Below are 21,046 nucleotides of genomic sequence, written 5' to 3'. Positions count from 1 at the left end.
GGTTGTCCCCTTACCAGGCGAGAGAGCGGTCGACGGCGTGCAGCACCCGGTCGAGGTCGGGGAGGAACTCCTCCTCGAGCTTCGACGGCGGGTACGGGGTGTCGAAACCGGTCACCCGCAGCACCGGTGCCTGCAGGGAGTAGAAGCACTCCTGCTGGACCTTGGCCGCAATCTCGCTGGCGATCGAGGACTCGGACGGCGCCTCGGACACGACGACCAGCCGGCCGGTGCGGCGCACCGACTCGAACACCGGCTCCAGGTCGAGCGGCGACAGCGTGCGCAAGTCGATGACCTCCAGCGACGTGCCGTCCTCGGCGGCCGCGTTGGCGGCGTCGAGCGAGGTGCGGACCATCGGGCCGTAGGCGACCAGCGTGGCGTCCGTGCCGGAGCGCAGCACGCGCGACTCGAACAGCTTGCCGGGCTGGGTCGTGGTGTCGACCTCGCCCTTCTCGTAGTAGCGGCGCTTCGGCTCGAAGAACAGCACCGGGTCGTCGCAGTCGATCGCCTGCTGGATCATCCAGTACGCGTCGGCCGGGTTCGAGCACGAGACGACCTTGAGGCCGGCGGTGTGCGCGAAGTACGACTCCGGGGACTCCGAGTGGTGCTCGACCGCACCGATGCCGCCACCGAACGGCACGCGGATCACGATGGGCATCTTGATCTTGCCCTGCGTGCGGTAGTGCAGCTTCGCGACCTGCGACACGATCTGGTCGAAGCCGGGGAAGATGAAGCCGTCGAACTGGATCTCGCACACCGGGCGGTAGCCGCGGATCGCGAGGCCCACGGCGGTGCCGATGATGCCGGACTCCGCGAGCGGCGTGTCCAGCACGCGCTGCTCACCGAAGTCCTTCTGCAGGCCGTCGGTGATGCGGAAGACGCCACCGAGCTTGCCGATGTCCTCGCCCATCATGATGACCTTGGGGTTGGCCTCCATGGCCGCCCGCAGGCCCATGTTGAGCGCCTTCGAGATCGTGAGCGTCTGCACCGGGGTCGCCGGGGCGGCAGCGGTGGAGCGGTCCATCGTCGGAGCAGCCATCAGTGCTCACCTCCAGCAAAACCCGAGACGTAGTCGAGGAACTCATCGCGCTGCGCGTCGAGGTTGGGGTTCCCCTCCGCGTAGACGTTGCTGAAGATCCGTTCAGCCGGCGGGTCGGGCATGTTCGTGCAGAACTCCCGCAGCTCCTCGCCGAGCTTGTCGGCGTCCGCCTCGACACCCTCGAAGAACGCGCTGTCGGCCCACTGCTGCTTCACGAGGTAGACCTTGACCCGCTCGATCGGGTCCTTGAGCTTCCACATCTCCAGCTCGTCCGACAGCCGGTAGCGGGTCGGGTCGTCGGAGGTGGTGTGCGCGTCCATCCGGTAGGTGAACGCCTCGATCAGGATCGGGCCGTTGCCGTGGCGGCACTCGTCGAGCGCCCACTTCGTCACGGCGAGCGTGGCCAGCACGTCGTTGCCGTCGACCCGGATGCCGGGGAAGCCGTAGCCGCGGGCGCGCTGGTACAGCGGCAGGCGCGACTGGCGCTCGGTGGGCTCGGAGATGGCCCACTGGTTGTTCTGGCAGAAGAAGACCAGCGGCGCGTCGTAGACCGCGGCCCACACGAAGCCCTCGTGCACGTCACCCTGGCTGGTCGCGCCGTCGCCGAAGAAGCACATGGTGGCTTCTCCCTCGTCGTCGCCGACCTTGCCGTCGAACTTCTGGCCCATCGCGTACCCGGCCGCGTTGAGGACCTGGTTGCCGATGACGATCGTGTACGGGTGGAAGCGCTTCTCGACCGGGTCCCAGGTGCCCTGGTCGGTGCCGCGGAAGATGCCGAGCAGCTCCGTCGGATTGATCCCGCGGGTCCACGCGATGCCGTGCTCGCGGTAGCTCGGGAAGGCCATGTCGGTCGGGCGCATCGCGCGGCCGGCACCGATCTGCGCGGCCTCCTGGCCCAGCAGCGGCACCCAGATGCCGAGCTGGCCCTTGCGCTGCAACGCGTTCGCCTCGCGGTCGACGCGGCGGATCAGGACCATGTCGCGGTACAGGCCGCGCAGCTCCTCCGCCGTGATGTCGATGTCGAAGTCGGGGTGCGCGACCCGCTCGCCCTCGGGGGTGAGGAGCTGCACCAGGTCGGCGCCGCCCTCGTCGGTCGCTCGCAAGCCCGCGATCACCTGTTCCGCCGTCGGTTTCGCGGCAGTGGCGGCCGGCGCTGCGTCCGGCTCAGGGTGCGTCCATTGCTCAGGGGACGACATGCGCCTTCTCCTCTGTCTTCTCCGACCGCCCGATCGCTCGTGACGACCTCGTGCGGCGACGTCGGCGGTCGCCGCCAGCCCTGTGGGGCCGGAGGCAGCCGTCGACGGTGACGGTGGCTTACGACCACATCCTGACACGGCCTCACCCGAGTTGGTGAGACCCGTCCCACTTCGTAACACACGAGTCAACGTTCTGATCAGGGACAACAGTCGGAGGTTCGACCTTTTGTCCTCCGAGTAGGCCGTCCGACCACCGGACGCCACTGTCCCGGTTACCGATCGTTAACTTCTGTGCGGGCCTCCTGGTAAGAGTCTGACGACGCGGGCAGAGGCGGAGTCGTGACAGGATCGAGAGGTGGACCGCTCCGTTGTGACCAGCACCGTCCGGACGCTCTGGGACTCCGAGATCGTCCCGAGCCTGTCTCGGCTCGTGGCCGTGCCTGCCGTTTCCCCCGCCTTCGACCCGGCGTGGGAGGAACACGGCGAACTGGCCGCCGCCATCGACCACGTGCGCGCGTGGATCGCCTCGCGAAACCTGCCCGGCGCGACCCTGGAGGTCGTCCAACTGGCGGGACGCACGCCGCTGCTCGTGGTCGACGTGCCGGCCTCCGGCAACTCCGGCGACGACACGGTGTTGCTCTACGGACACCTCGACAAGCAGCCCCCGGTGGGCGGGTGGGGCGAAGGACTCGGCCCCTGGACCCCTGTGCTGCGTGACGGACGTCTCTACGGGCGCGGCGCTGCCGATGATGGTTACTCCGGTTATGCCGCAGTTGCCGCAATCGAGGCCGTGCGCGCGTCGGGCGGTTCGCACGCCCGTTGCGTCGTGCTGCTGGAGACCGGTGAGGAGTCCGGTTCGCCCGATCTGCCGGCGTACCTGGAGCACCTGTCCGACCGGCTGGGCCGCGTGTCGCTGGTCGTCTGCCTCGACTCGGGCGGCTCCGACTACGACCGCATGTGGCTGACCACGTCGCTGCGCGGGTTGGTGCAGGTCACGGTCACCGTGCGGGTGCTGGAGGGCGGCCTGCACTCCGGCATGGCGTCGGGCATCGTGCCGTCGTCGTTCCGGATCGCCCGCACCCTGCTCGACCGCATCGAGAACTCCGAGACCGGCGAGGTCCTGGTGCCGGAGATGCACGTCGAGATCCCCGCTCACCGGCTGGCGGAGGTCCGCGAGGCCGTCGAGGCCGCACCAGGTGCCCTGTGGGACCCGGTCCCGCGCGTCGGCGACCTGCGGCCGATGTCCCCGGACGAGGTCGAGCTCGCGCTGAACTCCGGTTGGCGGCCCACCCTGTCCGTGACCGGCGCCGAGGGCCTGCCGCTGCCCGACGACGCGGGCAACGTGCTGCGCCCGTACACCTCGCTGGTCCTGTCGTTCCGCCTGCCGCCGACCGCGTCCTCCGCGGCCGCGCTGGAGGCGGTGCGCACGCTGCTCACCACCGACGTGCCCTACAACGCGACCGTGGGGCTCTCCCGCGTCGAGGCCGCCGACGGCTGGAACGCGCCCGAGCTGGCCCCGTGGCTGTCCGCCGTGCTCGACGAGGCGGGCAAGGACGTCTTCGGGGCACCGTGGCGGACCGTGTCGCTGGGCGGCTCGATCCCGTTCATGGGCCTGCTGCACGAGGCGTACCCGGAGGCGCAGTTCGTGGTCACCGGCGTGATCGGACCGGACTCGAACTGCCACGTGCCGGACGAGTGGCTGCACCTGGCGCACGCGGCCAGGGTCACCGAGGCGGTCGCGCTGGTGCTGGACGCGCACGCGGCACAGGGGTCCTGACCCGGTCTTTCAGTGAGGTACGACCCAAACCACACCCGGGCCCCAGCAATCGTCCTGACCCGTGACGCACACTGGGTCGATGGGCGAAGAAGCGGAACGGGCGCGTCTCGCGGAGTCGGGCACACCGACTTCGCCGTGGCGGCTGTGGGGGCCGTACCTCTCCGGCCGGCAGTGGGGCACGGTCCGCGAGGACTACTCGCCCGGCGGTGACGCCTGGGCGTCGTTCCCGTTCGACCACGCCCGGTCGCGGGCCTACCGGTGGGGCGAGGACGGCATCGCGGGCATCTGCGACGTGCACGGGTTCCTCAACCTCGCCCTGGCGCTGTGGAACGGCAGGGACCCCATCCTCAAGGAGCGGTACTTCGGTCTCGCCAACGAGGAGGGCAACCACGGCGAGGACGTCAAGGAGCACTGGTGGGTGACCGACGGGACGCCCACCCACTCCTGGATGCAGGTGGTCTACCGCTACCCGCAGCGCGAGTACCCGTACGAGCAGCTCAGGGAGATGGCGCGCACCGCGGGGCGGGAGAACCGGGAGCCGGAGCTGTCCGACACCGGGGTGCTCGACGAGAACCGGTTCTTCGACGTCGTGGTCACGTACGCGAAGGCGGAGACCGACGACATCTGCGTCGAGATCAGCGCCACGAACTGCGGGCCGGAGGACGCGCCGCTGCACCTGCTGCCGCAGCTGTGGTTCCGCAACACCTGGGCGTGGGGGCGGGACGGGCGGCCGTGCCGGCTGGTCGCGAGCACCACGACCGGGCGCAAGGTGACCGCGGACCACGGCAACCTCGGCCGGTACACGCTGCACCTGGACGACTCGCCGTCGTTGCTGATGACGGACAACGAGAGCAACGAGGTGGCGCTCTTCGGGGCCGAGCGCAACCCGTCGCCGTGGGCCAAGGACGGCATCTGCGAGTACGTGGTGCGCGGCTCGACCAGCGCCTGCCAGGTCGTGGGGCCGGACGACCCCGGTGCGGCGGGCACGAAGTTCGCGGCCTGGTACTCGTTCGACCCGGTGGAGCCGGGCGAGACGGTGACGGTGCGGCTGCGGCTGACCGGCGGCGACGGGCACGTGGACCCGTTCGGGCCGAGCTTCGCCGAGACCATGGCCGCCCGCAGGCGGGAGGCCGACGAGTTCCACGACGCGATCGCGCCCGAGGCGGGGCCTGAGCAGAGGCACGTGCTGCGGCGCGCGCTCGCCGGTCTGATGTGGACGAAGCAGCACTACCGCTTCCGCACCCGCGACTGGCTCGACGGCGACCCGACGAAGCCCGAGGCGCCCAGCTCGCGGCGCACCCCCGAGGCGCGCAACGTGCACTGGCGGCACCTCGACGTGGCCGACGTGATCTCGATGCCGGACGAGTGGGAGTACCCCTGGTTCGCGGCGTGGGACCTCGCGTTCCACACGATCCCGTTCACGCTGGTCGACCCGGCGTTCGCGAAGGAGCAGCTGCTGCTGTTCTGCCGCGAGTGGATGATGCACCCGAACGGCCAGATCCCCGCCTACGAGTGGGAGTTCGGCGACGTCAACCCGCCCGTGCACGCGTGGGCGGCGCTGCAGGTCTACCGCGCGGACGGCAGCAGGGACCGCGGGTTCCTCGCCAAGGTCTTCCACAAGCTGCTGCTGAACTTCTCCTGGTGGGTCAACCGCAAGGACGCCGGCGGCAGCTACCTGTTCGAGGGCGGCTTCCTCGGCATGGACAACATCGGCCCGGTCAACCGGTCGGAGCCGATGCTCGGCGAGTGGCGGCTGGAGCAGTCCGACGCCACGTCGTGGATGGCCGCCTACAGCCTGCACCTCATGCAGATCGCGCTGGAGCTGGCGCGCGACGACGAGTCGTACGAGGACGTGGCGACCAAGTTCGTCGAGCACTTCCTGTCGATCGCGGAGGCGTTCACGCACTTCGGGTCGTCGGGCAGCGGCATCTGGCACGACGAGGACGGCTTCTGCTACGACCGGGTCTCCCGGCGCGCCCACGACGGGTCAGTGGAGTCCGAACCGGTGCGGGTGCGGTCGATGGTGGGCCTGATCCCGCTGCTGGCGTCCGCGGTGCTGGAACCGTGGGTGCTGGAGGAGCTGCACGGCTTCACGTCACGCCTGGAGCACCTGCTCAAGCGGCGGCCGGAGCTGCGGCAGTTCATCACGTTCCACTACGAGCGCGGCGCGTTCGCGTCGTTGCTGGACGAGCACAGGCTGCGGCGGGTGCTGCACCGGATGCTCGACGAGCACGAGTTCCTCTCGCCGCACGGCATCCGGTCGCTGAGCGCCGCGCACCGCGAGGGCCTGGAGGTCAAGGTCGCCGGACAGGACCACCGGATGGGCTACGAGCCGGGCGAGTCGCACACCCCGATGTTCGGCGGCAACTCGAACTGGCGCGGCCCGGTCTGGCTGCCCACGAACGCCCTGCTGGTCGAGGCGCTGCGCACGGTCGAGGCGTTCCACCGCGGCGAGTTCCAGGTGGAGATGCCGACGAACTCCGGGCGGGCGATGACGGCCGGTCAGGTCGCGGACGAGCTGAGCGACCGGCTGGTCGGGCTGTTCCTGCCCGACCACGACGGGCGCCGGCCGTCGGACGGCAAGCGGATCGAGGCGTCGGAGTCACCCCTTTGGCGGCGGCACGTGACGTTCAGCGAGTACTTCGACGGCGACACGGGCGAAGGGCTCGGGGCGACGCACCAGACGGGGTGGACGGCGCTGGTGGCGGGGCTGCTCGCGGAACGGAGCAGCTGAGGCGGAACCGGACCGAACCGCAGTCCCCGTGATCAAATCCTGATCAAGGACGCGCTCGCAGTTCGTCACCATTCGTGTGCAATATGTACAGACGTTGTGTGATCTAGGCCAATTTGCGCAACATCCTGCGGCCGATTTGCCCATGTCACGCAAAATTGTTGCAACGGAGTGGCCTGTAACACGCACGTGCTGTCCACCACGTCACCCGGGTGGCAGTATCCCGTTCACTCGTCCGCAACAGTTACGAGGAGTGACGCAGTGGCTCGTCGAACCAGGCACGTGCTCGCCCTGCTGCCCGCAGCGGCCCTAGCGCTGACCGCGCTGACCGGCTGCGCGACGAGCACCAACAGCGGTGGCGGCACCAGCAGCGACAGCGGGGTGAAGCTCGTCAAGGACGGCAAGCTCGTCACCTGCACGCACCTGTCGTACAAGCCCTTCCAGTACAGCGAGGGCGACAAGACCATCGGCTTCGACGTCGACCTCGTCGACCTGGTGGCCAAGAAGCTGAACGTCCAGCAGGAGATCCTCGACACCGCGTTCGAGGGCATCCAGAACGGCCAGAGCCTCAACGTCGGCGACTGCGACGTCGCCGCCGCGGCGATGACGATCACCGACGAGCGCAAGAAGGCGCTCGACTTCTCGGACCCGTACTTCGACGCCGAGCAGGCCCTGCTCGTGAAGAAGGGCACCGGTTACAAGGACCTGGCCGCGCTGAAGGGCAAGAAGCTCGGCGTGCAGCAGTCCACCACCGGTGAGATCTACGCGAACGAGAACAAGGAGAAGTACGGCTACGAGGTCGTGCAGTTCGAGGACCTGACGTTGCAGGAGACGGCGGTCCGCACCGGGTCCGTCGACGCCGCGATCAACGACAACGGCCCGCTGTACGACTACGCCAAGGAGTTCCCCGACACCGAGGTGACGACGGAGTTCCCGACCGGCGACAAGTACGGCATCGGCATCAAGAAGGACAACAAGGCCCTGCTCGACGTCGTCAACCAGGTGTTGAAGGACGCGAAGAGCAGCGGCGAGTACGACAAGATCTACGAGAAGTGGTTCGGCAAGAAGCCGGCGTCGAAGTAAGCGGCTTCCCACGGGGTCGGCAGAGGACCTGCCGACCCCGTCTCACGTCCGGACCGATCCGCTAGGAGCCTCACATGGCGCTGTCCAAGCGAAAGCGCGCCACATACTTCAGGTACGCGCAGTACGGCCTGCTGGTGCTGGTCGCACTGGTGGTGGCGTTCACCGCGAACTGGTCGGAGATCGCGCACACGTTCTTCGACGTGGATACCGCGGGGGCGATGTTCCCCGAGCTCATCACGGTCGCGTTCAAGAACACCGTCATCTACACGCTGTTCGGGTTCGGGCTCGCGTTGGTGCTCGGCCTGCTGCTGGCACTGATGAAGCTCTCGTCGGTGGCACCGTACCGGTGGATCGCCACCGTCTACATCGAGTTCTTCCGCGGTGTCCCCGCCCTGCTGGTGTTCCTCGCGTTCACCGTCGCGGTGCCGCTGGCGTTCCAGCTGAAGTTCGACATCTACTCGATCGTGATGATGGCGCTCGGCCTCGTCGGCGGTGCCTACATCGCGGAGACGGTCCGCGCCGGCATCCAGGCGGTGCCGAAGGGCCAGGTCGAGGCCGCGCGCTCGCTGGGCATGTCGCGGGGCCGCGCGATGATCACGATCGTGATCCCGCAGGCGTTCCGGATCATCCTGCCGCCGCTGACCAACGAGCTGATCCTGCTCACCAAGGACTCGTCGCTGGTCTACGTCATCGGCCTGGCGCGCGACGACTACGAGCTGCTCAAGTTCGGCCGCGAGTTCCTCAGCCGCAGCCCCACGCTGACGCCGATCCTCGTGGTCGGCCTGTCCTACCTGGTGATCACGCTGCCGCTGGGCTACCTGTCGCGGTACCTGGAACGGCGCTCCGGCGGGAAGAAGGTGGCCGTCGTATGAGCGACGTCAGTGTCGAGATCAGCGGGCTGAAGAAGTCGTTCGGCCCGCTCGAGGTCCTGAAGAACATCGACCTCCAGGTCAACCGCGGTGACGTGGTCTGCATCATCGGTCCGTCCGGTTCCGGCAAGTCCACGTTGCTGCGCTGCATCAACCTGCTGGAGGAGCCCCAGGGAGGCCGGATCGTCGTCAACGGCGTCGAGCTCACCGACCCGGACGTCGACATCGACCTCGCGCGCACGAAGATCGGCATGGTCTTCCAGGGCTTCAACCTGTTCGCGCACCTCAACGTCATGAACAACCTGACCGTGGCGCAGCGCAAGGTGCTCAAGCGCAGCGAGCAGGCGGCGAACGAGATCGCGTTGCGCAACCTCGAACGCGTGGGGCTCAAGGAGAAGGCCAACTCCATGCCCGCGGAGCTGTCCGGCGGGCAGCAGCAGCGCGTGGCGATCGCCCGCGCGCTGTCGATGGACCCCGAGGTGATGCTGTTCGACGAGCCGACCTCCGCGCTCGACCCCGAGCTCGTCGGTGACGTGCTCGGCGTCATGCGGCAGCTCGCCGACGAGGGCATGACCATGCTGGTCGTCACGCACGAGATGCAGTTCGCCCGCGAGGTCGCCGACAAGGTGATCTTCATGGACGGCGGCTACATCGTCGAGGCGGGCCCGGCGGCCGAGGTGATCGGCAACCCGCAGGAGGAGCGCACCAAGTCGTTCCTGTCGCGCGTGCTCGACCCGACGCACCAGGGGCCGTCCGCGTAGCCGCGCCGGTTCCCCGTGATCGACCTCGAAACGCGGCGCGGCCGGTCACACTGGTGCGGTGGCCACGCAGAAGAGGCTCCCTGCGGCTGACGTACTGCGCGGCCTGGGGGAGAACGAGAACAGCACCGGCGGTGGCGGGTGGCGGTTGCCGCGGCGCAAGCCGAGCACCCCACCCGTCATCCGCGTGGTGGACCACGTCGTCACCGGCGTGCTCGACCTGCGCGCGGTCGAGGTGCCGTACGTGCTGGAGTTCGAGCGCTGCCGGTTCGAGGCGACACCGGACCTGCGGCAGGCGAACCTCGCCGGCATCTCCTTCACCGACTGCGACCTGCCCGGTCTGCAGGCGCGCAACCTGCACAGCAGCAACGACGTCTCGCTGCTCGGCTGCCGCGTCGGCGGGCTCGTCGACCTGACCGACGCCGACATCGCGGGCTCGGTCCTGTTGCGCGACAGCGAGTTCAGCGTTCCCGGCGGGCTGTGCGTGCACGCCGACCGGGTGACGCTCGCCGGCGCGTTGCTCGGCTTCGGCATCCGCACCGAGGGCGAGATCCGGATCGCCGGTGCGCGGATCGGCGGCAACGTCAACCTCGTCAGCGCGGTGCTGAGCAACGCCGACGGGTTCACGTTGAACGGCAACGGGGTGCAGGTCGGCGGCAACTTCCTCGGCACGTTCACCTCGCACGGCGTGGTGTTCCTCGCGAACGCCCGGATCAGCTCGGCGTTGTCGTTGCGCGGCGCGGTGCTGTCGCGCGGCGCGGAGTTCGACGAGACCACCGACCCGCACGCGGACCCGTCGGCGACGCTGGTCCTCGACCGCGTGGACGTGTCCGGTGACGTCGAGCTCGACCGCGGTTTCACCAGCGCGGGCACGATCCGCGCGGTGAACGCGAAGATCGGCGGCACGCTGTCGTTCGCCGACGCCGTGCTGGACGCCGTGTCGCCCCCCGCCGTCGGCACCGAGCCGACCGGCGCCGGGCGCGCGTTGCACGTCGACGGCGCGGAGATCGGCGGTGACGTCGTGGGCCGCGGCGTGCACATCCAGGGCCAGCTGCGGATGGTCGACACGCACGTGCGCGGCAGCATCACCGTGGAACGCGCCGTTGTGGACAACCCGTTCGCGGACGCCGTGCTGGCGAACCGGACGCGGGTGGGCAGCAACTTCGTGGTCCGCGAGTCGAACGTCTCCGGCGGGCTGGAGCTGCGCGCCGTGACCGTGGGCGCGAACCTCGACCTGCGCGGCAGCCGGTTGACCAAGCCGGGCAAGTACCGCCACCAGCCGCGGGAGAAGCCGTCGCTGGACATCGGCGGTGCCACCATCGGCCGTGACCTCATCTGCGCACGCGGTGAGAAGGAATTCGTGGCGCACGGCGGGGTGCGGTGCCGGCGCGCGGTGATCGGCCGCATGGCGAACTTCAACGGCGGCGTGCTCGGCTACAAGCTCGACAGCCACGCGTTGAACGGCATGGGCATGCAGGTCCAGGAGCTGATGCTGAACGTGGTGTCACCGCCGAAGGGTCTCGTGACGCTGCGGCAGGCGCGCTGCAACTCGTTGGACGACAACGAGAACTTCTGGAACGCCACCGGTTTCATCGACCTCGACGACTTCCGCTACGACTCGCTGGCCCACCCGATCGACCTGCGCGACGACGCCCAGGTCGAGCAGCGGCTGCGCTGGCTGCGGCACGCGATGCGGCGCAGCTACCACCCGCGCCCGTACGACCAGTTCGCGGAGATGCTGACCGCGGCCGGCAACGAGGAGCACGCCTCCACCGTGCTGATCGAGAAGCAGCGCCTGCGGTACCGCGCGGTCGCCGAGGGCATGCGGTTCTTCGGGCCGCTGGTGCTGCTGTGGAGCTTCCTGCAGCGCTCGATGGTCGGCTACGGCTACCGCCCGGCGCGCGCGTTGGGGTGGCTGATCACCGCGTGGCTGATCGGGAGCATCTGGTTCCAGCACAAGGGCCCGCTGGTGCCGATCAACGAGGACGACCACCTGCCGTGGAACGCGTGGCTCTACACGATCGACCTGGTCGTGCCCATCGTGGACTTCGGCAACAAGAACCGCTGGCAGACACCGGGCACGTCGATGTGGATCGCGTCCGGCCTGATCGTGTCCGGCTGGGTGCTGGCGACGACCGTGGCTGCCGGTCTCACCCGGATGCTGAAGCGCTGACCCCGCCGCCACACCGTCCACTGTGATCGGTGTGGAGCCGCTGCCGGGGTGCGCGGATTAGGATCGGCGACCGTGACTGATCTGGTGCTGGCACTGGACTTCGGCGGCACCAAGATCGCCGCCGCCCTCGTCGACCCCTCCGGCGCGGTGGTGCGGACCACCCGCGTCCCCACTCCCGCCGCGGACCCGTGGCCCGCGGTGTCGTCGCTGGTCACGTCGGTGGTCGCCGACGTGGCGGTGGCCGGCGTGGGCATCGCCTCGGCCGGCCCGGTCAACACGGTGGACGGCACCGTGTCGCCGATCAACGTGCCGTCCTGGCGGAACTTCCCGCTGCGCGACTCGGTGGCGTCCCTGCTCCCCGGTGTGCCGGTGGAACTGGCCGGCGACGGCGTCTGCATGGCCCTCGGTGAGCACTGGCGCGGCGCCGGCCAGGGCAGCCGCTACCTGGTCGGCCTGGTCGTCTCGACCGGCGTCGGCGGCGGCCTGGTCCTCGACGGCCGTCCGTTCGGCGGTCGCACCGGAAACGCCGGCCACATCGGCCACGTCGTCGTGGACCCGGACGGCACGCCGTGCACGTGCGGTGGCCGCGGCTGCGTGGAAACCGTGGCCGCAGGCCCCCGCATGGTCGCCTGGGCGCGCCACGCGGGCTGGCAGGCCCCGGACGACGCCGACGCCGCCCTGCTCGCCGCCGCAGCGCTCGCCGGTGAGGAGATCCCGCTGGCCGCCTTCGACCGCGCTGGCCAAGCCGTCGGGATGGCCATCGCGGGGGCGGCTGCGGTGTGCGACCTGGACGTGGCGGTGATCGGCGGCGGGGTGGCGCAGGCCGGTGAGCTGCTGTTCGAGCCGGTGCGGCGGGCGTTGAAGGCGCACGCCGGGTTGTCGTACCTGGCGGGTCTTGAGGTGCGGGCGGCGGAGCTCGGTGGGGAAGCGGGGTTGGTCGGGGCGGCGGCGCTGGTCCAGGCCCGGTGAGGCGGGGCAGGCGCGATCCGGTGCGGCGATGCGTGGGCACCGGCGCGCGATTGTAGAATTGTTGAACGATACTGCAATCGAACGATCCCGCAAATAGACTGGCGCGGTGACCGAGACGTGGGTGTCGACGCTGGCGCAGGGCAAGGGCGGCCTGGAGCGGGCCAGCACCGCGCAGAAGGTCGCCGACATGCTGCGCGAGCGCGTGCTCGACGGGGAGCTGGCGCCGGGCCTGCGGCTCAGCGAGGAGGCGATCGGCGGGGCGCTCGGGGTCAGCCGCAACACGCTGCGGGAGGCGTTCCGGCTGCTCACGCGGGATCGAATTCTCGTGCACGAGCACAGCCGCGGGGTGTTCGTGCGGACGCCGACGGCCGAGGACGTGCGCGACCTCTACGCGGCGCGGCGGGTGATCGAGTGCGGTGCGCTGCAGAAGTGGGCGGACGTCGACGAGGCGCGGCGCAACGCGGTGCGGATGCCGGTCGAGGAAGCGCTCTCGCACGGGTCCAGGAAGGACTGGGGGCGGGTCGGGACGGCCAACGTGCGGTTCCACCGCGGGATCGTGGGGCTGGCGGGCAGCAGCCGGCTGAGCGAGGAGTCCGACCGGCTGTTCGCGGAGCTCATGCTGGCGTTCCGGGTGGTCAGCGATCCGAAGCGGCTGCACCTGGCGTACCTGCCGCTGAACCGGGAGATAGTCGAGCTGCTCAACGCGGGTGACGTGGACCGCGCGACCGGCAAGCTGCGGGAGTACTTCGACCTCGCGGAGGCCGACCTCGTCGAGCAGCTCGGGGAAGCGCGGAGCTGACCGCCCAAAGAAAGTGTTAAGCGGAGTGCAACGATTCCGATCAGCGTGCTGACGAGCCGTGTCGTCAGGCCTAACATCCGCGCAACACCGCGTACACGGAGGGCCCCATGCCGTCGGAACCCAGGACCGGCTTGCGCTGGAGCAACTGGAACCTGTTGCTGATAGTCCCGCTGCTGATGCTCATCACACCGTGGTTCAACATGGACGAGCCCCGCCTCTTCGGGCTCCCCTTCTTCTACTGGTACCAGTTCGTGTTCGTGCCGGTCGGCGTGCTCGCCGTCGGTCTGGTCTACGTGAAGACCAAGGACGCGCCGGTCGTCACCGGTAAGCCGGACGAGCTGGGTGTCGACGACCTGGACGAGGGAGCGAACTGATGCAGTGGACTGAGCTGATCGTCTTCAGCGTCCTCTTCCTGCTCGTCACGGTCATGGGTTTCGTGGCGGCGCGGTGGCAGAAGGGCGAGACCCTCGACCACCTCGACGAGTGGGGTCTGGGCGGCCGGAAGTTCGGCAGCTGGATCACGTGGTTCCTGGTCGGTGGCGACCTCTACACCGCGTACACGTTCGTCGCTGTGCCGGCGCTGATGTTCGGTGCCGGTGCGCTCGGCTTCTACGCCCTGCCGTACACGGTGGTGCTCTACCCGATCGTCTTCCTGCCGCTGGTGCGCATGTGGTCGGTCAGCCGCGTGCACGGCTACGTCACGCCCGCCGACTTCGTGAAGGGCCGCTACGGCTCGCACTGGCTGGCACTGATCATCGCCGTCACCGGCATCGTCGCGACCATGCCGTACATCGCGCTGCAGCTGGTCGGTCTCGAAGCGGTGCTGCGGTCGATGGGCCTCAACGGCTCCGGCATCCTCGGCCACCTGCCGCTGTTCATCGCGTTCGTGATCCTCGCGCTCTACACCTACCAGTCGGGCCTGCGGGCGCCGGCGCTGATCGCGTTCGTCAAGGACATCCTGATCTACATCGTCATCCTCGTGGCGATCGTCTACCTGCCCGCGAAGTTCGGCGGCTGGGGCGAGATCTTCAACGACGCGCAGGCCAAGTTCGACGCGACGCCGGCCAAGACCGACGGCATCCTGTTGAACAGCAACAACCAGCTGCAGTACGCGACGCTGGCGCTGGGCTCCGCGCTGGCGCTGTTCATCTACCCGCACTCGCTGACCGGCATCCTCGCGAGCCGCGGCCGCAACGTCATCAAGCGCAACATGGTCGCGCTGCCGGCGTACTCGCTGGTGCTGGGTCTGCTGGCGCTGCTGGGCTACGTCGCGATCAGCGCGGGCACCAAGCCGATCGTCAACCAGGCGACCGGCCGCCCCGACACGAACACGATCGTTCCCGAGCTGTTCGGCCAGAACTTCCCGTCGTGGTTCGCTGGCATCGCGTTCGCGGCCATCGGCATCGGTGCGCTGGTGCCCGCGGCGATCATGTCGATCGCGGCGGCGAACCTGTGGACGCGCAACGTCTACAAGGAGTACGTGAAGAAGGACGCGACGCCGGCGCAGGAGGCGAAGCAGGCCAAGCTCGCGTCGCTGGTCGTGAAGTTCGGCGCTGTCGCGTTCATCGTGTTCGTCGACCCGCAGTTCTCGATCGACCTGCAGCTCATCGGCGGCGTGATGATCCTGCAGACGCTGCCGGCGGTCGCGATCGCGCTGTACACCCGCTGGTTCCACGTCTACGGCCTGATCGCCGGCTGGGTCGCGGGCATGGGCTACGGCATGTGGCTGCTCTACAACATCGGCAACCCGGCCATCGGCAAGGCGCACTTCGCCGGATCGGCGCTGCCGCTCGGCAAGCTGTCGATCTTCGGCTGGCACCCGTTCGGCGCCTCTACCGTGCAGATCTACGTCGGCATCGTGGCGCTGGTGGTGAACCTGCTGGTCGCGGTGATCGCCACGCTGATCGCGAGGAAGGCCGGGGTCTCCAACGGCGTCGACCACACCGACCCGTCGGACTACCACGTCGACGAGGACAGCCCGCGGGTCAAGCCGGTGGCCGCGCACTGACACCTGTCGAGACGCAAGGCTGACGACAACGGGCCACCTGGCGGGTTTGCCGGGTGGCCCGTTGCGCTAAGCATCTAGGTGTGAAAACCATCGCCGGTCTGGTCGGACTCATCGCGACGGCGTCGCTCGTCGTGGCGCCGGGGGTCGCGCAGGCCCAGGACGCGCACTGCTACGACACCGCCGCACCGCTCACGGTCGAGGAGCAGCGGCTCGACGACGTGCTCGTGCCCGGCGGGCCCGCGGTCGGTCCCGCACTGGTGGCGCTCGGCGGGTTCGACGGCAGGGTCGGGGACTTCACCGCCAAGCTGTGCCGCCAGATCGTCGCGAAGCAGGCGCGGCAGTTCGTCGTGAACGAGGGCAACGCGCTGTGGAAGGCCGCCGTCGCCCGCGCGCAGAGCGCGAAACCGCTCGCGCACGACGCCTACGACGACCGCCCGCTCTACTGGGCGCGCTTGCAGCTCACCACCGCGCTGCGGCAGTGGAAGCCGCGGTTCGCGTTGTCCGTCAACGACCGGGCGAAGCTGATCCAGCAGTTCGACTGGGCCTCGCGCGGGCTGAGCGACGCGGCGTTCCCGGTGAGGCCGGGGGTGCGGCGGATCGCGGTGACCGGCTTCGACCCGTTCCAGCTCACCGGCACGAACGTCCGGCGCGCCAACCCGGCCGGTGCGGCGGCGTTGCAGCTCGACGGCCGTGAGATCGACACCCCCGGCGGCAAGGTCGTGGTGCAGGCGGCGGTGCTCCCGGTGCTGTGGGGCGGTTTCGACGAGGGGATCGTCGAGCAGTTCTACGGTTCCGCGTTGCAGCAGCGGAACCGGCCGGACGGGTTCGTGACGATCAGCCAGGGCCGGCCGGACCGGTTCGACGTCGAACGGTGGGCGGCTCGCTGGCGGGGCGGCTCGCCGGACAACAACGACGTGCGCACGTTCGGCAGCGTCCCGGACGCGGCCGGGTGGCCGCAGCCGGCGACCGAGTTCATCGAGACCTCGTTGCCGTACCAGAAGATGATCGACGCGGGCACCGGTCCGTACCCCGTGGTGCTCAACCGCAGCTTCTGCGAGTGGAAGGTCGGCACGCCGGTCGGTTCGCAGCAGGACTGCCGCACGGACGAGCCCACCCCCGGTGCGGTCGCGGCGGTCGGCGGTGGCGGCGACTACCTGTCGAACGAGAGCATGTACCGCGCGAACCGGCTGCGGATCGGTTACGGGGCAACGGAAGTCCTCGGTGGACACCTGCACACGCCGGTCCTCGGGCAGCCCGCCGACCCGGCCGCGCTGACCGATGCGGCCTTCGAAAACCAGCGCCGGGCCATCGCCGATCAGGTCAAGGCCCTAGTCTCTGCGGTGTGACTCGTGTGCGGCTGGCGGTGGGCATCTTCTTGAGCGCGTGGGCGGTCTCGGCCTGCACGATCAACGTGGGCGGGCAGGCGGTCCCCGGACCGATGCCGTCCACCGCCAGCGCGTCCGCGCCGACGCTGCCGAAGGCGGGGCAGTGCATGAACGCCTTCGACCTCAAGGTCCTCGACTGCGCCGGGGCGCACGAGGCCGAGGTGATGAGCGTCGGTGAGCTCTCCGGTCTTGGCGCGAGCTACCCGGACACGCAGGCGCTGCGCAAGGTCGCGCTGCCGCCGTGCCGTTCGGTGCTGACCGAGTACCTGGGCAGTGGCGACGCGGACTCGACGCGCCTGCGGGTGTGGGCCTTCTGGCCGAACGAGCAGGGCTGGAAGGACGGCCAGCGCTGGCGGCTGTGCACCGTCGTGGAGATCAGCCCCGACGAGAAGCCGCTGGCGCGCAAGGGTTCCGTGAAGAACATCCTCGGCCAGAACGGCTTCTCGACGTTCCAGACCTGCACCAGCGGCTCACCGTCGAAGGACGCGGAGGTGAAGGTGACGGCCTGCAACGGCGCGCACCTCGCCGAGGCCGTGCCCGGCGGTGTGGTCTCCCTCGGCAAGCCGAGCGACCCGGCTCCGTCCAAGGAGCAGATGAACGCCATCGCGACGGACAAGTGCACCAAGGCCGTGCACGACTACCTGGGTTCGTCCAAGCGCACGGACGTCTTCCCGGCGTGGCGGAACCCCGGTTCGCAGGCGTGGTCAGAGGGTTGGACCAACGCCATCTGCTACGCGGAGGCCACCAGGGCCTTCAGCGGCACTCTCCTCGGCATCCGCGACAACCCGCTGCCCAACTGATCCGGCGATCACGACCATCAGCACGGCGGCGAGAGACAGCACCAGCATCGCGACTCCTGCGATTCCCACGGCACACCTCCCTTTCCGTCCCCGGTGACGATCTTGGTGATCGCCATCACATGTACAAGACGTTCCCGGGAGGGGCCGGGTTCATTCCTGGAGCGGGACCGCTTCTCCCGATAGAGACCGCGCCCCGGTGTGCCCACAGGGCTGTCCACAACCATCCACAACCTGTGCACAGAGCCGTCCACACCTGTGGACAACTTCGTCCGCAATGGACGATGAGCTGCGCGGACTCAGAGGAATTCGCTGCACAGGACCACGCCGGCGGCAACGCCTAGTGCGAGGCCGACGAGGAACACGAGGGCGTAGCGCCACCACGGCGTGTGGGCCGGTGGTGCGGGCGGCACGGGGTAGTAGCGGACGATGCCCGTGGAGGGACCGACCGCGACGTCGCGGCTGGTGCCGTCGTAGTGGAGTCCGCCGAGGAAGTCCTCGTCCTGCGTCACCCCTCAGTGATACCCCACCTCAGCGACCCAGTCACTCCCCGCCTCCGCTGAAAACGCACGCGGGGACCCCGCGTTCCCTCTGGGGGAACGCGGGGTCCCCGCGTGCCGTGAAAGGTCAGCCGAGGCGCTGCTTCAGAGCGGCCAACTGGTCGCGGAGCGTGGTCGGCACCTTCTCGCCGATCTTGTCGAACCACTCCTCGACCAGCGGGATCTCGGCACGCCACTCGTCGGCGTCGAACGCGAGCGAGGCCTCGATGTCCTCGATCGGCGCGTCCAGGCCCTCCAGGTCCAGGTCAGCCGCGGTCGGCACGTAGCCGATCGGCGTCTCCTGGGCGGCGGCCTTGCCCTCGATGCGCTCGATGGCCCACTTCAGCACGCGCGAGTTCTCGCCGAACCCGGGCCACAGGAAGCGCTTGTCGTCGCCGCGGCGGAACCAGTTGACGTAGAAGATCTTCGGCAGCTTGTCGGCGTCGGCGCGCTTGCCGAGGTCGACCCAGTGCTGGAAGTAGTCGCCGGCGTTGTAGCCGATGAACGGCAGCATCGCCATCGGGTCACGACGCACGACACCGGTCTTGCCGACCGCGGCGGCCGTGGTCTCCGACGACAGCGTGGCGCCCATGTAGGTGCCGTGCTGCCAGTCGCGCGACTCGGTGACCAGCGGGATCGTCGTGGCGCGACGGCCACCGAAGAAGATCGCGCTGATCGGCACGCCCTTCGGGTCGTCCCACTCGGGCGCCTTGATGTCGCACTGCTCGATCGGCGTGCAGTAGCGGGAGTTCGGGTGCGAGGAGAGCTCCTCGCTGTCCGGCGTCCAGTCCTGGTGCTTCCACGAGGTGAGGTGGGCCGGGGGCTCGCCCATGCCCTCCCACCAGATGTCGCCGTCGTCGGTCAGCGCGACATTCGTGAACAGCGAGTTGCCCTTGGCGATGGTGCGCATCGCGTTCGGGTTGGTGTGGTAGTCGGTGCCGGGCGCGACGCCGAAGAAGCCGTTCTCCGGGTTCACCGCGTACAGGCGGCCGTCCTCACCGAAGCGCATCCAGGCGATGTCGTCGCCGAGCGTCTCGACCTTCCAGCCCGGGATGGTGGGCTCCAGCATGGCGAGGTTCGTCTTGCCGCAGGCCGACGGGAACGCGGCGGCGACGTAGTACGCCTTGTTCTCCGGCGAGGTGAGCTTGAGGATCAGCATGTGCTCGGCGAGCCAGCCCTCGTCGCGCGCCATCACGGACGCGATGCGCAGCGAGTAGCACTTCTTGCCGAGCAGGGCGTTGCCGCCGTAGCCGGAGCCGAAGCTCCAGATCTCGCGGGTCTCCGGGAAGTGCGAGATGTACTTGGTCTCGTTGCACGGCCACTGCACGTCCTCCTGGCCGTGCTCCAGCGGAGCGCCCAGCGAGTGCAGCGCGGGCACGAAGTCCGCGTCGTCACCGAAGACCGCGAGGGCCTTGCTGCCCATGCGGGTCATGATGTGCATCGAGACGACCACGTACTCCGAGTCCGTGATCTCGACGCCCAGCATCGGCTTCTCCGCGTCGAGCGGGCCCATGCAGAACGGGATCACGTACATCGTGCGGCCACGCATGCAGCCCCGGTAGAGTTCGGTCATGATGGCCTTCATCTCGGAAGGGTCCATCCAGTTGTTCGTCGCGCCCGAGTCCTCCTCGCGCACCGAACAGATGTACGTGCGCTCCTCCACGCGGGCCACGTCGCTGGGGTCGGAGGCGGCCCAGAACGAGTTCGGCTTCTTCTTCAGCGGCACGAACGTGCCGGCGTCGACGAGCTTCTTCGTGAGGCGGTCCCATTCGGCCTGGGACCCGTCAGCCCAAACAACCTCGTCGGGGCAGGTCAGCTCTGCGACTTCCTGAACCCATGCGAGCAGACGCGCGTGGTTGGTAGGTGCGTGGTCGAGACCGGGAATGGTCACTGCCGTCATCTCGTCTCGTCTCCTGACTGAACGCCTCGGCCGCCCGAGGACGTGGATCGTCCGGTGTGCGGGACTTCGTCGTCCTCGGGAATAGCTCCACAACGCCCGGTGGGGCCAGGCGCACGTGGAAGGGGATGGACCGAGGTTAGCCCGGTGAATGGCAGGTAACGCACCCCCAGCCTGTCGCTTGCCTCACAAAACCGATTCTGGAATCGATTCAGCACACGGACGGAGTTAAGGCGTCCACGACGGGGGAAAAACACAAGAGGCCCCGATGCGGTTCTCACCACATCGGGGCCTGTGAGCTGCGCTTCAGTTGGGGCTGATCCACTGCCCGGTCGTGGAATCGATTCGGACGACCCCGTTGAACCGTTCTTCCTCGAACCACTCGTCCGAGTCGTCCAGAACGCCGCTCTTGGAGTCCGTCACGTACCGGCCGTCGGACTCGATGTGCCCGTGCTCGACCTCGACCCAGTCGTCACCGCGCTGCTCGGACATCGTGACCTCGCCAGACCGTGTGATCTCGGTCGCCACGTCGGCACGCCCGTCACCGTTCTTGTCGGTGAACAGCCAGGTGTCGCCCTCGTCGTCCTTGACCACCGCGGTGTCGGCCTTGCCGTCGCCGTCGGTGTCCTCGGTCGCCGGACCGACCTTTCGCTCACCTTCGTCGGTGTCCACGACAATCGTCTGCGAAGCACCGGAATTCGTCTTTTGTTGCGTCTGGTCGTCCGGGTGGACGGCAACCCACTCACCGGAATTCTCCTCGAACCGCGCCTGGCTCAGGAGATTGCCGTCCTTGTCGAACGTGCTCATCAGATCGGCGTCACCGTCGCCGTTCGTGTCGGTGAACGCCAGATGGCCGCCGTCGTCCGTCTCGACCACGGCGGAGTCGTTCACGCCGTCGTCGTTCAGGTCGAAGGTGACGTCGGCGGTGTACTCCTCGTCCTCGACGGTCACCTTCAGCTCGGCGTCGGCCGCACCGTTCTCGTCGATGTACACCGGGACACACCTCCTACACCTTCTGCGTACCGGTCT

17 protein-coding genes are annotated in these 21,046 nt (G+C 68.9%); 12 read left to right on the top strand and 5 right to left on the bottom strand.

What is annotated here, in order from left to right:
* Positions 1 to 10: 10 nt before the first annotated feature.
* Positions 11 to 1,036, bottom strand: coding sequence for an alpha-ketoacid dehydrogenase subunit beta (locus ACVDFE_RS06690; protein WP_360394047.1), 1,026 nt, complete (start codon positions 1,034 to 1,036; stop codon positions 11 to 13).
* Entirely contained in the window at positions 1,036 to 2,232 is a 1,197-nt protein-coding gene (pdhA, locus tag ACVDFE_RS06685) for a pyruvate dehydrogenase (acetyl-transferring) E1 component subunit alpha (RefSeq protein ID WP_458429894.1), read from the bottom strand. Before pdhA ends, ACVDFE_RS06690 begins: the two co-directional genes overlap by 1 nt.
* Before the next feature lie 355 nt (positions 2,233 to 2,587).
* Between pdhA and ACVDFE_RS06680 the strand changes: the two genes are divergently transcribed.
* From ACVDFE_RS06680 to ACVDFE_RS06625, 12 genes are all read left to right on the top strand, one after another.
* Complete coding sequence (locus ACVDFE_RS06680) at positions 2,588 to 4,009, top strand: M20/M25/M40 family metallo-hydrolase (protein ID WP_458429893.1); 1,422 nt, start codon at positions 2,588 to 2,590, stop codon at positions 4,007 to 4,009.
* Between the two features lie 79 nt (positions 4,010 to 4,088).
* Complete coding sequence (locus ACVDFE_RS06675; protein WP_458429892.1) at positions 4,089 to 6,743, top strand: MGH1-like glycoside hydrolase domain-containing protein; 2,655 nt, start codon at positions 4,089 to 4,091, stop codon at positions 6,741 to 6,743.
* Between the two features lie 258 nt (positions 6,744 to 7,001).
* Positions 7,002 to 7,823, top strand: coding sequence for a transporter substrate-binding domain-containing protein (locus ACVDFE_RS06670; protein WP_360394033.1), 822 nt, complete (start codon positions 7,002 to 7,004; stop codon positions 7,821 to 7,823).
* 74 nt (positions 7,824 to 7,897) lie between these two features.
* The gene (locus tag ACVDFE_RS06665) at positions 7,898 to 8,695 is read left to right on the top strand and encodes an amino acid ABC transporter permease (protein ID WP_360394031.1); all 798 of its coding nucleotides are present in this window, start codon (positions 7,898 to 7,900) and stop codon (positions 8,693 to 8,695) included.
* On the top strand, positions 8,692 to 9,453 hold the full coding sequence (locus ACVDFE_RS06660; RefSeq protein WP_360394028.1) for an amino acid ABC transporter ATP-binding protein: 762 nt from the start codon (positions 8,692 to 8,694) through the stop codon (positions 9,451 to 9,453). The genes ACVDFE_RS06665 and ACVDFE_RS06660 overlap by 4 nt, the downstream gene beginning before the upstream one ends.
* A gap of 58 nt (positions 9,454 to 9,511) precedes the next feature.
* Entirely contained in the window at positions 9,512 to 11,623 is a 2,112-nt protein-coding gene (locus ACVDFE_RS06655) for a hypothetical protein (RefSeq protein ID WP_458429891.1), read from the top strand.
* Between the two features lie 72 nt (positions 11,624 to 11,695).
* Positions 11,696 to 12,592 carry an ROK family protein gene (locus ACVDFE_RS06650; RefSeq protein ID WP_458429889.1) on the top strand — a complete coding sequence of 299 codons (897 nt, stop codon included), beginning with the start codon at positions 11,696 to 11,698 and terminating at the stop codon, positions 12,590 to 12,592.
* A 106-nt stretch (positions 12,593 to 12,698) separates the two neighbouring features.
* Positions 12,699 to 13,391, top strand: coding sequence for a GntR family transcriptional regulator (locus ACVDFE_RS06645; RefSeq protein ID WP_360394020.1), 693 nt, complete (start codon positions 12,699 to 12,701; stop codon positions 13,389 to 13,391).
* A gap of 107 nt (positions 13,392 to 13,498) precedes the next feature.
* On the top strand, positions 13,499 to 13,765 hold the full coding sequence (locus ACVDFE_RS06640) for a DUF3311 domain-containing protein (protein ID WP_360394018.1): 267 nt from the start codon (positions 13,499 to 13,501) through the stop codon (positions 13,763 to 13,765).
* The gene (mctP, locus tag ACVDFE_RS06635) at positions 13,765 to 15,399 is read left to right on the top strand and encodes a monocarboxylate uptake permease MctP (RefSeq protein WP_360394016.1); all 1,635 of its coding nucleotides are present in this window, start codon (positions 13,765 to 13,767) and stop codon (positions 15,397 to 15,399) included. Before ACVDFE_RS06640 ends, mctP begins: the two co-directional genes overlap by 1 nt.
* A gap of 80 nt (positions 15,400 to 15,479) precedes the next feature.
* Positions 15,480 to 16,745, top strand: a complete 1,266-nt coding sequence (locus tag ACVDFE_RS06630) for a hypothetical protein (RefSeq protein ID WP_458429888.1) — start codon at positions 15,480 to 15,482, stop codon at positions 16,743 to 16,745.
* Complete coding sequence (locus tag ACVDFE_RS06625) at positions 16,742 to 17,584, top strand: septum formation family protein (RefSeq protein ID WP_360394010.1); 843 nt, start codon at positions 16,742 to 16,744, stop codon at positions 17,582 to 17,584. The genes ACVDFE_RS06630 and ACVDFE_RS06625 overlap by 4 nt, the downstream gene beginning before the upstream one ends.
* Positions 17,585 to 17,880: 296 nt before the next feature.
* Here the strand turns inward: ACVDFE_RS06625 and ACVDFE_RS06620 are convergent, their stop codons facing one another.
* The 3 genes from ACVDFE_RS06620 to ACVDFE_RS06610 all read right to left on the bottom strand — a co-directional run bounded on the left by ACVDFE_RS06620 (position 17,881) and on the right by ACVDFE_RS06610 (position 21,010).
* Entirely contained in the window at positions 17,881 to 18,093 is a 213-nt protein-coding gene (locus ACVDFE_RS06620; protein ID WP_458429887.1) for a hypothetical protein, read from the bottom strand.
* Positions 18,094 to 18,208: 115 nt separating this feature from the next.
* On the bottom strand, positions 18,209 to 20,020 hold the full coding sequence (locus ACVDFE_RS06615; protein ID WP_360394004.1) for a phosphoenolpyruvate carboxykinase (GTP): 1,812 nt from the start codon (positions 20,018 to 20,020) through the stop codon (positions 18,209 to 18,211).
* Positions 20,021 to 20,323: 303 nt separating this feature from the next.
* On the bottom strand, positions 20,324 to 21,010 hold the full coding sequence (locus ACVDFE_RS06610; protein WP_360394001.1) for a hypothetical protein: 687 nt from the start codon (positions 21,008 to 21,010) through the stop codon (positions 20,324 to 20,326).
* Between the last annotated feature and the right edge of the window lie 36 nt (positions 21,011 to 21,046).

The sequence above is a fragment of the Lentzea chajnantorensis genome (genome assembly GCF_054300775.1).
This window is presented reverse-complemented; position numbering and strand designations above follow the sequence as displayed.